This is a genomic window from Natronospira elongata (assembly GCF_034931365.1).
GTDB classification, from domain to species: Bacteria; Pseudomonadota; Gammaproteobacteria; order Natronospirales; family Natronospiraceae; genus Natronospira; species Natronospira elongata.
In genome coordinates, this window is sequence record NZ_JAYGII010000002.1 from 211,499 (window position 1) to 225,356 (window position 13,858).

The window sequence follows — 13,858 nt, forward strand, 5'->3', positions numbered from 1 at the left end:
TGGATCGCCAGCCTATGCGTTCAGGCGCTCACGCAGTCCGGAGCGGCGGCTGATTCGGCGCGCCACTGCCAGGCGGATCAGATGCTCGCTGGTGCCGGCTAGCGTGGCTTGGTGCCGGGCGCGGGTGATGCCGGTGTAGAGCAGCTCCCGGGTGAGCACCGGATTGTCCACTTCGGGCAGTACCATCAGCACCCGGTCAAACTCCGAGCCCTGTGACTTGTGCACGGTCATGGCGAAGACGCTTTCCATGCTGTCCAGGCGGCTGGGCAGTACCAGGCGAATATCACCACCGGGCAGCTCAAAGGCGACCCGCAGGCGCGGTCGTTCATCATCCGCCAGCCGGGTCAGCAGACAGATCCCCACATCCCCGTTCATCAGCCCCAGTTCATAATCATTGCGCGTCACCATCACCGGGCGTCCCTCATACCAGTCCCGATCCTTGTCAATCAGGCCTTCTCTTCTGAGCACGGCGGCGATGCGTTCATTGAGCCCGCTCACTCCGAGCATGCCTTGTCGGACCGTGGCCAGTACCTGGAATTGTCCAAAGTGATGAATCACTTTACGGGCCCAGTCACGGGTGGCCTTGTCGGGATCGGGTTCCTGATTACTGTCCGGTCGGCTGGCCTTGAGTTGTTCCAGATAAGGCCGGTAGCCCGCAACGCTTAACTTTTCTATGCGGCTGTCTTCGGCATCCTTCAGCAGGGCCAGGCTGACATCATCGTCCCCCTCTCCAAGCAGGCTCAGGGTTCGTTCGCTGTCACCGGCATTGACCGCAGCCGCCAGCCCGCCGATGCCGCTGTCGGCAGAGAAGCGATGACTGTGGCGTAGCATGACCGTGTGCTGGCGCAGGGCCGGGGCCTGATCGCGTGCCTGGAACGCGCCAATCTCTTCGCCACTGGCAGACTTGACCCAGTCCACGGTGTCAGCCGAATAATCGCCGGCATCCGCCCCCTGGCAAAGGTCGCCGAGCACGGCGCCGGCCTCGACCGAGGCCAGCTGGTCCTTGTCACCCAGCAGGATCAATCGGGTTTCCGGGCGCAGGGCGTCCAGCAGCTTTGCGGTCATTTCCAGATCAATCATGGAGGCTTCATCAATCACCACCACATCGGCATGCAGGGGGTTATGACGGTCATTACGGAAGAAGCGGCTGTTGCGGACACTGCCCAGCAGACGATGCAGGGTTCGCACTTCCCGCGGCACCGCGAGCTTGACCGATTCGTCAAAGGGCAGGGCATCAATGGCCCCGCCAATGGACTCGCTCAGGCGGGCCGCGGCCTTGCCGGTGGGTGCCGCCAGCCGAATGCGCAGGGGCCGCTCAGGGTCCGCGGTCAGCTGTCTGGCCTGCAACAGGCCGAGCAGTTTGACCACCGTGGTCGTCTTGCCGGTGCCGGGCCCGCCGGTGATGATGGTCAAAGCGGATCGCACGGCGAGTGCACTGGCGACCTTCTGCCAGTCCGGCTGATAGGCCCCGCCGGCAAACAGTGCATCCAGCTGTGACTTCAGGTCCGGGGCCACCGTCTCCTCGGTCTCCAGCCGGGCCTCGATGGAGGCGGCTACATCCTGCTCATGCTGCCAGTAACGACGCAAGTAGAGCCGGTTGCCCTGTAGCACCAGCGGTTCATTGCCTTGATCACGCTGCTGCGCCGGGCAGGCAATCACGGCCGATTGCGTCAGAACGGCGGTCAGGGTTTCCATCTCCTGCTTGCCGAGCCAGTCCGTGGGGCGGTCGATGGCTTCGGCTACCCCTGTATCCGGTAACTCCGGCCATAGTCGTGTCGGCTCACTCAGGGCCTGTTGCAGGTCCAGGCAGATATTGCCCTGGCCGACTTGCTGGCTGGTCAGGGCCGCCATGAGCAGGACCGTCTCATCCTGTTCGCCGCCTTCTTCATTCAGAAAGCAGGCCAGGGCATGATCCACACCACGCAGCCAGCCGGCGCGGGCCCAGTCCGACAGCCGGGCGGGCAGGGCAGTGTTGATCGGCAGTGCGGGCTGTTCACTGGACATGAGCCACCTCCCGACTGAACAGGGTATCCAGTTCCTCCACCAGAGCCCTGGGCGGACGTTCCAGATGCAGGCCCCGGCTGGCATGGTTCACACCACGCAGAAAGAGACAGCCGGCACCGCCCACATGGTGTTCATAGTCATAGTCATTACCCAACCGGGACCGCAGCAGTCGATGCAGGGCCAGCAGGTAGAGACTGTACTGGGCGTCATAGCGCTTCTTGATCACCGCCTGACGCAGGGCAGTCTGTGAATAGGCGGCATCGGAAGCACCCAGGTAATTGGATTTGTAATCGATCACGTAATAACGCCCCTCGTGCTCGAAGACCAGATCAATGAAACCCTTGAGCATGCCATTGAGCTGGTTTTGCCCAAGCTGGGGTCGGCCCACGCCGTTGAGAGCATATTGCTGAATGACCCGGTCGATGGCCTCGGCACCCGCATCATGCACCGAGAGCATGAACTCCAGCTCGGCAATGAACTGCCCGGGTTGCAGTTCATTCAGACGCAGCGTGTCATCACCCAGGGGCAGGGGAGCGCTCACGGTTGCCTCCATCCAGTCCCCGACCGTCTGACCCCAGTGACGCCAGCGGCGGGTATTGAGTCGCTCATAGAGAAGCGTCTGAAAGGCCCGGTCCTCGATAGCCGGGAAATGGCGTTCGGCCAAGGCTTCCAGCAGCCCGTGCAGGAAGGTCCCCGCCGCCGGCCCGCGCGGGAAGGCGTGCAGGCTGTCCGGCTCGGCTTCGCCGTCGTCCAGCGCCTCGGACAGGCTTTCCTCGACAATTACATCTTCATCCGCCGAGCCCGGTGCCCAGGCCCGGGGCCCGTCTTCCAGCAGCGCCGAGTAACTGGCAATCCACCATCTCTCGGCATTGGGTGGGGTAGCTTCATAGTCACGGGCCCGCGCCATGGCAATGCCGGCCTCATCCTGCTCGAGCTGAAACGCATCGGGTGACTCGATGCGGGCGTCAACGGTTTCAATCGCCGGATGCTTGCTGGCTACTTCCGTCAGGCGATCTTCCAGTTCCTCGGCCGGGTCCCCGGCCTGCCATTGAATCAGGTGGCCGATGGCGGCGTTCTCCAGGTCAGTCTTCTTGAGTTTTTCAGGGTCTTTCGTTCTCGAGTCGGCCGCCCTTTCTCGCACCCCGGCCATGCCCACCCAGCAGGCATGGCGGGCCCGGGTTAGGGCCACATACATCAGGCGCAGGTCTTCCTGAAAGCGCAGCTGTTCGGCCGCTTCCTTGATTTCTTCATCCGGCTCGAAGCTGAGTCGGCGCTGGCCTTTCTCGTAATACCAGATCGGCGGGTTCTTGCCGTCTTCCTTGCGATAGGCACAGGCAAAGGGAAGAAACACCAGGGGAAACTCCAGGCCCTTGGATTTGTGAATGGTAATGACCTTGATGAGCTCGGCATCGCTTTCCAGACGAATCAGTTGTTCATCACCGGCCTGTCCCTCATCGGCCGTCTGAATCTGCTCGTCCAGCCAGCGAATCAATGCCTGGGCCCCATCCAGATGACTGGCCGCATCCTGCAGCAACTCGCTCAGGTGCAGAAGATTGGTCAGACGGCGTTCCCCGTCAGCTTGTTGCAACAGGCGCGGGGCCAGTTGGTGCTCGCGCATCAGTCGGCGCAGCATGGGGAGCACGCCGCGCTCCTGCCAGGTCTGGCCATAGCCACGAAAACGTTCCAGCTCCGACTCCCAAAGGCCGTCGTTCTGGATCAGGCGGTCCAGTTCCTGCCAGCCATGGCCCAGGGCGGCGGTACCCAATGCAGCGCGCACATGGTTCTCCGAGTCAGGCTCCGCCGCTGCCTTCAGCCAGCGCAGCACATCCAGGGCTTCGTCACTACTGAAAATGTTCTCCCGGTCCGAGAGATAGACCGAGCGAAGCTGGCGTTCGCGGAGGGCATCCCGCACCAAGGCCGCTTCCTTGCCCGTTCGAACCAGAATGGCGATGTCAGAGGGCCGCACGGGATGGCTCTCGCCATCCTTGTCGAAACCCGCCATGCCTTGCTGGCTCTGCCAGAGCAGTTTGGCCACTTCACTGGCACAAACCTCGGCCATGTGTTCCCGGTATTCCCGAATCGGAATGCTGACCGCCAGCCCGTCCTCGTTTTCCTTTTTAATCAGGCTGAATGTCAGCGCCGGGACATCGTAGCCCTGCCGGGTGAATCGCTCCTTGAGGCCATTCCAGTCCACGGCCCGGTAGGCCAGGTCCGCCCGATTGAAAGGCCCTGCCCCTGTATCGCCGGCATGGGTGAACAGCTGATTGACCGATTCCACCATGGCCTGGCTGGAGCGAAAGTTCCGGCCCAGGGTATGGATGGCATCCACCGATTCCTCGCGCGCTTTCAGGTAGGTCTCCAGATCCGCCCCGCGGAAGGAGTAGATGGCCTGCTTGGGATCACCGATCAGAAACCAGCTGCCATCATCGGTACCGCTTTCCTTTCCATACACCGCCTTGAAGATCTCGTACTGGACCGGGTCGGTGTCCTGAAACTCGTCGATCAGGGCTACCGGGAACTGCTGGCGAATGGTGTGGGCGAGCTGGCTGCCATTCTCTGCATTCAGGGCCGTGTGCAGATCCTCCAGCATGTCATCAAAGCCGATGACCGATTGCTGCTGCTTGAAATGCTTCAGCCGTGTCTCGATCCAGGCACAGGCATGGGCCAGCAGGGGATTACGAGCCGCCTGCAACTGCCCTGTGCATTCCACCAGCCGCTCGGCCGCCGCGACGATGGGGCTGTCCAGAATCTCGGCCGGGGTCTCGGCCCCTTTTCGAGTGGCCTTTTCCAGGGTTTCCCGGGTCAGCTCGTTCCAGGGGCTTCGGTCACAGGGAGGGGAGGCCAGCGCCGGCTGCGCAACCCATTCTTTCAATGCCGGCAACACCTTTCCACGCCAGGTGCCCGCCGTGGGGCGAGAACCCGTCTTGAGAGATTTTTGCTTCCAGGCCGCTTCCAGCGCCTCATTGAATGCTCCCAAGTGATTCTCAACCGCCGAACGGAAGCCGGCCATGGCGTCTTGCCAGGCGGTGCTGTCGCGTTTGATCTGCTCGAAAAGATCCGCGGGTACGCTGTGATCCAGTTTCGAGGAATGACCGATGGCCTTGCTCAGGGTGTCGGCGAAAGACGTCACATCGGCGGCTTTCACGGCCTGGCCCTCGACCGGTTCGCCATGCAGCACCACGCTGAGGCCTTCCAGCTCGGCCCGGTTCATGCCATAGAAATGCTGGCGCCAGTAGTCTTCAATCGCCAGGCGGGTGAGGCGGTCCTGTTCCTGGGTCAGTTCCAGGTCAAAGGGGCTGCCCGAGTCAAAGGCATGCTGGCGCAGCATGCGATTGCAGAAACCATGAATGGTGTAGATGGCCGCCTCATCCATCCATTCGGCGGCGGCCTGCAGATGTTCGCCGTTTTCCTGGCGCTGTTTCTTATCTGAATAGGCATCCAGGAGTCCGTTCAGAAACTGATCCTTGGCATCCGGCTCGGCACGGCCAAGAAAACAATCGGCCGCTTCAGACAGGCGAGAGCGGATCCGGTCACGCAGCTCCTTGGTCGCCGCTTCGGTGAAGGTCACCACCAGGATCTCCGGCGGCAGCAGGGGGGTGCGCTCGGCTTCATTCGGGCCAGCGTGGCCCAGAATCAGACGCACATACAGGGCCGTCAGGGTATAGGTCTTGCCCGTGCCGGCGCTGGCCTCAATCAGGTGACGGCCCGTGAGCGTGATCGTCAATGGATCCAGCGTGTTCTTGCTCATGCCTTGTCCCCTTCCTTGGTCTGATCCACTTGCAGGGCTTCAATCAGTGGCTGATAAAGTGCCTGCGACCACCAGGCAAAGGCCGTTTGTTCGTCCTTCATGGGCAGCAGCAATGAAGCCGCATCCGGGAAGGCTCGTTTGAGTGCGGCATTGCCGCCGTAATCCACCTCGCCCGTGTTGAAGTCACTTTCATACTGGCTGGCCAGTTTCTCGGCGCTCGGTTCATCGTCCGGGTGATTGTCCAGCCAGTGGAAGGTCGTGCGGACCGGCAAGGGCAGCGGCTGGCACAGCCCTTCCAGCCAGCCGGCCATCATGGTCTCAAGCCAGGCGCTGGCCTGTTCTGCCGATACGGGTTTGAATTGGTATTCGGTGTCCGAGGCTATGGCCCAGGTCTCAAGGGCCTGCCCCTGGGCGGAGACCGCCAGATGGATTACCCAGTCTTCCAACAGACGGTTGTAGCGGGGCGTGCCGTCCTTGCTGATGGGCCCACCCTTGAGGGTCAGGCGAGCCAGGTGGCTTGTCTTGTCAGCGCAGCGCAGATCACTGATCCAGTCTTCCAGGCGCAGGGACTGGTCGCCAATCTTGAACTCAAGCTGGATTTCCAACGCCGAGGCAGCCTGCGGCCATCGGGTGGTATGGTCTTGCCAGCGTTCGGCGGCGGCCATGGCCTGGCGGCTCTGTTGTTCCAGATTCAGTTCACCGAAACTGCCCACAGGCAACTGGCCGCTGCGTAACAGGCGATGCCCAGTGGCCTCGATCAAGGCACCTGTGTCCCCGCCCGCTGTTTGGCGCACCGGTTCGAGCAACTGATTGGCCAGGGTGTATTGATCCAGCCCGGCCACCGTGAACGGTTCATGCTCATCCAGGGTTTCGGATTCATCATCAAAGCGCAGCTTCAGCCGTTCCCGGAAGAAATGCGCCGGGGCATCCTTGAGAAAGCGCATCAGATCGGAGACGCGCAGCACCACCGGCTGTTCCAGATCGGGCAGGGACAGAGGCTGGTCATCGGCTTCTGCCGGCAGCGATTCTGAATATGCCCATTCCCGGCTGTAAGTGAACAGCGCCTCGTCATCACCGTAGCGGGGGCTGAAGCCCTGCAGTGGATGATCCACGGTCAGCGACTCCACCACCGTCTTTGGCTTTTCTTCGTTCTTAAGGGCCTCATCCAGTGTCCAGCCATGATGGATGTGATCACGCAGTTGGCTCACCAGCACCGAGGGCGGGCGGGGTTCATTGTCGCGAATGCTGCGGCCCACCCAGCTCACATGCAGGTGTTCGCGGGCCGAGAGCAGGGCTTCGAGAAAAAGATAACGATCATCTTCCCGACGCGAGCGGTCCCCCGGTCGGTACTCGCCGCGCTGGTTCATGAGATCGAAATCCAGTGGCGGGCGGCTACGGGGATAGTCACCATCATTCATGCCCAACAGACACACCACCCGGAAGGGAATGGAGCGCATGGGCATCAGGGTGCAGATATTCACCCGCCCGGCCAGGAAGCGCTGCGCGGGGCCCTCATCCTCCAGCGGCGCCAGCCAGGCTTCGCGGGCAATGCCCAGGGGAATGGCGTCATCGAAACCGGCATCCTCGCATGCGGCCCGCCACTCGCTCATGGCCTCCAGCAGGCGGGCCTCGAGTTGCAGTTCCTCGGCATCACGCAAATCAAACAGGTCTTGCAGCAGACCGGCCAGGCGATCGGCCCACTCGGCAGGCGTGCCGTCCTGGCTCAGGGTCTGCCACTGGGCTTCCAGGGTATCCAGCAGGGCCCGCAACCGCCCCAGGCGTTCGGCGTCCAGGCCGCCGATCTCCGGGTAGGGCTCGATGTCCTGCCAGGCCTCGCCCCGGCCAACGGCATAGCCCAGTAGCATGCGCCGTAGCCCGAAGCGCCAGCTGTTGGCCTCGAAATCCACTTCCAGGTCCAGGCTTTGGCGCTGCTCGGCATCCATGCCCCAGCGGATCCCGGCATCACGAATCCACTGGCGCAGGGGCGGCAGGTCTTCATCACGCAGACCAAAACGCCGTTGAATGGCCGGCACATCCAAAAGATCCAGCACATCGCCTAGGGTAAAGCGCCAGTTGGGCAGGTCAATTAAATGTTCCAGGGCCACCGCTAGGGGCGTGCCATGGCGCTGGCGGCGGTCACCGATGGTGTAGGGGATGTAGCGCGGGTCATTCTCATCCAGGCTGCCGAACACCGCCTCGATGTAAGGCGCGTAGCTTTCAATGTCCGGGACCATCACGATCACATCCCTGGGTCGCAAGGGTTTGCCGGCCTTGTCTGCCTGCTGAAAGGCATGCAGCAAGCGGTCATGCAGAATCTCCACTTCCCGCTGCGGGCTGTGGGCCCGGTGGAAACGGATGGAGTTATCCTCGCCCAGTGTGCGCTTCTCGGTAGGCAGCGGATTGAGATCGAAGATATCCTGCTGGATCTGCTGGAGAAGGGAATCGGAGGCATCTTTCTCGACCACCGGCACGAAGAGGTCGATGCTGTTGAACCACTCCCGGTACTTTTCCGGCAGGTCATAGTCGTAGAGCAGGCCGATGTAATCACGGCCCTGCTTGCCCCAGGCCGCCAGCAGGGGATGGCCGGGGCTGCCGGCCTTCTTGCGGTGGCGGCTTTGTTTCAGCGTCAGAAGCTCCCGGTCCTCGACGATATCCGCCCAGAAATGCTGACAGGGGTTTTGCACCAGCATCAGGATCTGGCAATGGCGGGAGAGGGCATGCAGCGCTTCCAGCACCTGCTGGGGCAGGGAGGTAATCCCGAACACCACGATGCGCCGGGGCAGGCCGTGGGCCTCACCCTTGTCCAGGGCCGCGACGAAATCCCGGTGGATACCGGCGCGCGACGCCTGGTTAAAGGGCGCACCAATATCTTCATGCAGGGCCCGCCAGAGCGCGGGCTGCCAGCTCTGGCCCTCGGGGAGGGGTGACGGTTCGCCATTGGCGCGGCGCAGTTGATCCTCGCCTGCCAGCCAGTCACTCAACCAGTCGGCCCGATAGACCTGGTATTGGTCATAGATATCCGCCAGGTGCCGGGCCAGTTGGTAGCGCTTGCGCAGCGAATCCCCCTTGGCGAGGAAATTCGCCAGCGGTCGATAAACCTCGGGCTCTGCCTCCAGCAGCGAGGGCAGTAGCCGAAACAGCCGCCATTGCAGGCGGGTCTTCTCAAAGGGCGAGGCCTCCGGCACTCGCTCATCGCCCAACACCGCCCGGTAGGCCCGCCACAGAAAGGACTGGGGCAATTCAAAGCGATGGGCCGCGGAAATACCCAGCCCCGGCGCCTCCCCGGCCGCCTCCGACGCCAGGGCCAGCTTCAGCCACTGGGCCATGCCATTGGACTGGACCAGAAAGACCTCATTCTCCAGCGGCGCCAATGGGGTCTGGCGCAGCCAATCGACCGTGGCTTCGGTCAGGTCTTCCAGGCGATTGCCATGTAGGACGGCAAAACCCGGCTGAATGGACTGTTCGGATTGCTCGGAGAGCGGCTGGCTCACGGAAAACTCCAGTTCACTGTATCCTTACGGCAGGGCCAGACCAAGGCTAGCCCTGCAGCTGGAATGGCCCATTAAACCTTGGGCCTCCAATGGAGAGCAATTCTACGCATCAATGCGACAGATTGTGTCGCTTACCCAAGCCTCTTGCCCAAGGAGCAAGATCAACGGTCCGCCGAGCAAAGAGCAGGCCCAGTCGTAACACCCCGGCTCCTTAAGACTAGAGAGAGCAAGGAACATCGCCCGGAGGCAAAAACATGGCAAAGGACTTCGCCACTCTCAAGCAACGCCAGCGCGCCGAACGCGAAAACTACCCCGAGCACCTCAGCCTGCGCGTCCACCGCGCCCTCAGCTGGCTCAACCGCGCCGAGCAGTGTGAAGATGACCCGGACGGGCGCTTCATCTTTCTCTGGATCGCCTTCAACGCCGCCTACGCCAATGAGACCGGCGACCAGCACATCGGCGAGGCCCGCCAGTTCAACGACTTCCTCGCCCGCATGGACAAGCTCGACGGGGCAGGGCGCCTATCCGGCATTGTCTGGCAGCAATACCCCCAGGCCATCCGCGTCCTTCTGGACAACCAGTTCGTCTTCCAGCCCTACTGGGACCACCTCAATGGCCTGGAAAGTGGTGCCGACTGGGAAGACCAGTTCCAGCGAGCCCGCACCGCCGCCCAGAAATCCCTGGCCAGCCAGAACACCGCCAAGGTCCTCGGCATCGTCTTCAGCCGGCTTTATACATTGAGAAACCAGCTCATCCACGGCGGCGCCACCTGGAACAGCCAGGTCAACCGCCAGCAACTCAGCGACGCCAACCGCATCCTCGGCGACCTGGTCCCCGCCATCATCGAAATCATGATGGACAACGCCGACAAACACTGGGGCGAAGCCTGCTACCCCGTCCGCCAGTCCTGACCGATCCACAAGCACTGGTGTGGGAGGGGCATTCCTGCCCCGACTTCGTTGCGACACCGCTTGTCGCTACCTGCCTCCAAACTGGATTCTGAGATGCACTCCACCCGGTTGGGCCTTTGGCACTGACAGGGAAGCGGTGGGGTGCATCCCCCTTTTCTGCATGGCAATCCAGTCGAACGCAGGGAGCACCCCATGAACAAGCACAGCGAATTCGAAATCGGCACCCAGGCCACCCTGGCCAGCACTGGCGAAAAGGTCCACATTCTCTACCGCGTCCACGACGGCCGGACCGGCGCTACCCGCTACCGCTGCGTCCTCCCGCCCCAGGCACCGGGGCATCGCCCCAGAGTCCAGACCATCCGTGCAAGCAAGCTAAAATAGTTTCCGCGACATTTGATGTCGCATGCGTGGTCGATAATGGACGCTCACCCCCAAAAGGAGCCTCCATGACCTATAGAACGAGTCTCACCCATCCACTCCGCATCGACAGCATCGAATACCCCAGCAGCACTGGCAGGATCGGGCTCACGCTTTGCCCCGGCAAGTACCAGCCAGACGGCAAGTCCGGCGCCTGGTGCCGCAACCTCAGCCTCGACCTGGACCGTGTCCGTGGCTGGGGCGCCAGCCACGTCCTGACCCTGATTGAAGATCACGAATTCGAGCGCCTGCGCGTCGAGCGACTGCCCGAGGAAGTACGTGCTCGTGGGATGCAATGGCACCACCTGCCCATCGTCGACCGCCATCCGCCGGATCATCGTTTCGAGCAGCAATGGCCCGAGATAGGGCCAGAATTGCACGATATTCTCATCAATGACGGACGGATTCTCGTCCACTGCATGGGCGGCCTGGGTCGCGCCGGCACCATCGCCACCACGCTGTTGATCGAAGCCGGCCTCAACCCCAAGGAAGCCGTCAGCCAGGTCCGTGAAGCCCGCCGCGGCGCCATCGAAACCCAGATCCAGCTCGACTGGCTCAAACGTCACGCCCGCCGTATCCGCCAGGTCTGCTAGGCCCGGTCGCGAAAGGCCAGCCCCAAGCCCATCGGGGCAGGAATGCCCCGCATACAGTCAGTTCGGCCAAATTTCGTTTGGTTACTGTTCAAAACCATCAAAATCTGAGAAGCTAATCTGGACCTGCTCAAAAAAACGGTATTTTGAGCAATTCCGTTCAGGCAGCGATGCGGAGGCGGGTATGGCCCTGGAGATTGAGCAGCACTTTCCTCCGGTGGACGCACTGGAGACGCCAACGGTACTACGGGCGCTGGTGGCAGCACATCGCAGTCTCGCGGAGCTCAAGGGTGTGGCCAGGACTATCCCCAACGAGGGGCTGCTGGTGTCCACCCTGTCTTTGCAGGAAGCTCAGAGCAGTTCCGAGATCGAAAATATCATCACCACCCAGGATGCGCTCTATCGCTACCAACTTCAGCCTTCGTCCGTAGATCCGTCCAGCAAGGAAGTCGCCCGATATGCAGATGGCCTGGACGTCGGTTTCCGGGCAGTGCGCGATACCGGGCTGCTCACACTGAATACGATTCTTGAGGTCCAGGCCGTTCTGGAGGGTAACGATGCCGGCTTTCGCAGAACACCCGGTACCGTCCTAAAGCATGAGCAGACTGGCGAAGTGGTTTACCAACCACCCAGTCCGTACCGGGTTCCCGATCTGATGGCTGATCTGGAGCGATATCTGCATGCGGATGGCCCGGAAGATCCGTTGGTGCGCATGGCGGTGGCGCACCACCAGTTTGAGACCATTCACCCCTTTTATGACGGTAACGGCCGCACTGGACGGATTATCAACATCCTGTTCCTCGTCCGTGAGGGGTTGTTGGATACACCCATTCTTTACCTCAGCCGTTACATCAACCAAACCAAGCCAGACTATTACGCTGAGTTGCAAAAGGTGCGGGAAACCGGCGAGTGGGACAGCTGGTTGCTCTACCTCTTGCGGGGTATCGATGTGACCGCCCGGCACACCACTGGGTTGGTGGAAGCCATTGGCCAGCTTCTGCAGCAGCACAAGCACTTTATTCGGGATCACTACAAGTTCTATAGCCAGGATCTGATAAACAACATTTTCCGGCATCCTTATACCAAGGTGGCCTTTGTCGAGCAGGACCTGGCAGTCTCCAGGGCCACCGCGACCCGCTATCTGGATGCCCTTGCTGAGGGTGGGGTCCTGGACAAGCATCGCCTGGGCCGGGAGAACTATTATGTGAACCGGGAGCTGGTGCGCCTGCTGTTCGACCTGCCGCCCATGGACATCCAACAAACCCAGTAGCCCAAATTTTCGAAACGAGCCAATATACATGCCTGATCAAATAATATGATCGGGCGGCTCTGGAAGACCTGTTGGGACTGAGGTAGGCGAAATGTTTGGATCGAAGTCCAGAAAGCTCAAATCCACCCGGTTCTCGGATTTCATCCGGAACGCGTCCGCTGGTGAGAAAAAAAAGCTCTACGAAAAGGTTCTGCAGCGCGCGACCGAACGCCAGCGCCGGGTGCTGGAGAGCGCCTCAGCCAAATCGTAAGCGCCCCCCCCCTCTGCCCACCCTGTGGGGAGCGACATTCCTGTCGCGAAAGGCCAGGCCGAAGCCTCATCGGGGCAGGAATGCCCCACCCACAGCAACTCCGAGCTCACCACGACACTCCCTGTCGCCGTGGGCCATTAGCCTCTCTCCTGGGCGTAGCCTGGGTGACAGGGACGCTGCCGGGTTGCGCCTCTGTTTCTGCCTGGGCCGGTAAAAATCCCCGGGACGCTTGGGGTCTGGCCCCGAATTGGTCATAATCAGGAAGCGTCACGGTCGGTACCGGCTGGCAGTGGCGGCCGCTGGGGGATTTTGGGCTAGGAGACAGGGACGCTATGACCAAGGCCATTTTCACCAGCTCGCCGGGTTCCCACTACAAGGATCTCCCCGAGATCCAGTATCACTTTCCCAGGACCTATCTGCGCCAGGTAGAGGCTGCCGTGGGTGATTGGATCATTTACTACGAGCCTCGCCGGGATAAGGGTATATCGAGCTCTGGGGGGCGACAGGCCTATTTCGCCGTTGCTCGAGTGACTGGCGTCCGTCCGGACCCGGACCAATCCGGGCATTTCTATGCCGATATCAGCGATTACCTGCCCTTCGATAATCTGGTCTCGTTTCGGGACGGCAAGCACTACTACGAATCCCTGCTTCGCAAGGCCGATGGCGCCACCAACAAGGGCGCCTTCGGCCGGGCCGTACGGCAGTTGCCTGATGAGGAGTGCCAGATAATCCTCCAGGCAGGATTTATGAGAGAGCCCGCCGCCTGGGAGCGGGAAACAGAAAGCCCGACATTGGCCACGGACCGCCCGATCTACGACGAGCTCATTCGCCGGCCCTTCCGGGATGAGGCCTTTCGCCGCCAGGTACGACGGGCTTACGACAACACCTGTGCCAACTCCGGTCTGAAACTAATCAACGGCGGCGGCCGCCCGGAAGTGGAGGCGGCGCATATTCGCCCGGTCGAGCACCAAGGGCCAGATTCGGTCCGCAATGGCCTTGCTCTCACCGGGACGGTCCACTGGCTGTTTGATCGGGGCCTGATATCCCTGGATGACGACTATCGCCTGCTGGCAAGCGAGAAGGATTTGCCACCAGGCGCACAAAGCCTCATTGTTTCCGGCAAGCAGATTAGCCTGCCGGAAACGCCGGATGCCTTGCCGCACCCGGCGTTTCTGCG

The 13,858-nt window shown here is 61.7% G+C and carries 8 protein-coding genes; 5 read left to right on the top strand and 3 right to left on the bottom strand.

Going from position 1 to position 13,858, the window contains the following annotated elements:
- Positions 1–12: 12 nt before the first annotated feature.
- The 3 genes from recD to recC are packed head-to-tail and all read right to left on the bottom strand — an operon-like array spanning position 13 to position 9,243.
- The gene (gene recD, locus VCB98_RS02080) at positions 13–2,004 is read right to left on the bottom strand and encodes an exodeoxyribonuclease V subunit alpha (RefSeq protein WP_346049972.1); all 1,992 of its coding nucleotides are present in this window, start codon (positions 2,002–2,004) and stop codon (positions 13–15) included.
- A complete protein-coding gene (recB, locus tag VCB98_RS02085; RefSeq protein ID WP_346049974.1) occupies positions 1,994–5,752 on the bottom strand; it encodes an exodeoxyribonuclease V subunit beta in 3,759 nt (1,252 codons plus the stop codon). The genes recD and recB overlap by 11 nt, the downstream gene beginning before the upstream one ends.
- Positions 5,749–9,243, bottom strand: a complete 3,495-nt coding sequence (gene recC / locus VCB98_RS02090; protein ID WP_346049976.1) for an exodeoxyribonuclease V subunit gamma — start codon at positions 9,241–9,243, stop codon at positions 5,749–5,751. Before recC ends, recB begins: the two co-directional genes overlap by 4 nt.
- Positions 9,244–9,497: 254 nt before the next feature.
- Between recC and VCB98_RS02095 the strand changes: the two genes are divergently transcribed.
- The 5 genes from VCB98_RS02095 to VCB98_RS02115 form a co-directional block, all read left to right on the top strand.
- Positions 9,498–10,154 (top strand): hypothetical protein, encoded by a 657-nt coding sequence (locus tag VCB98_RS02095; RefSeq protein WP_346049978.1) that lies wholly within the window; start codon positions 9,498–9,500, stop codon positions 10,152–10,154.
- A gap of 192 nt (positions 10,155–10,346) precedes the next feature.
- Positions 10,347–10,535, top strand: coding sequence for a hypothetical protein (locus tag VCB98_RS02100; RefSeq protein ID WP_346049980.1), 189 nt, complete (start codon positions 10,347–10,349; stop codon positions 10,533–10,535).
- A 65-nt stretch (positions 10,536–10,600) separates the two neighbouring features.
- Positions 10,601–11,164 (top strand): cyclin-dependent kinase inhibitor 3 family protein, encoded by a 564-nt coding sequence (locus VCB98_RS02105; RefSeq protein WP_346049982.1) that lies wholly within the window; start codon positions 10,601–10,603, stop codon positions 11,162–11,164.
- Between the two features lie 181 nt (positions 11,165–11,345).
- On the top strand, positions 11,346–12,431 hold the full coding sequence (locus VCB98_RS02110) for a Fic family protein (RefSeq protein ID WP_346049984.1): 1,086 nt from the start codon (positions 11,346–11,348) through the stop codon (positions 12,429–12,431).
- Between the two features lie 582 nt (positions 12,432–13,013).
- The coding region (locus VCB98_RS02115; RefSeq protein ID WP_346049986.1) for an HNH endonuclease at positions 13,014–13,858 on the top strand (845 nt) is incomplete at its 3' end.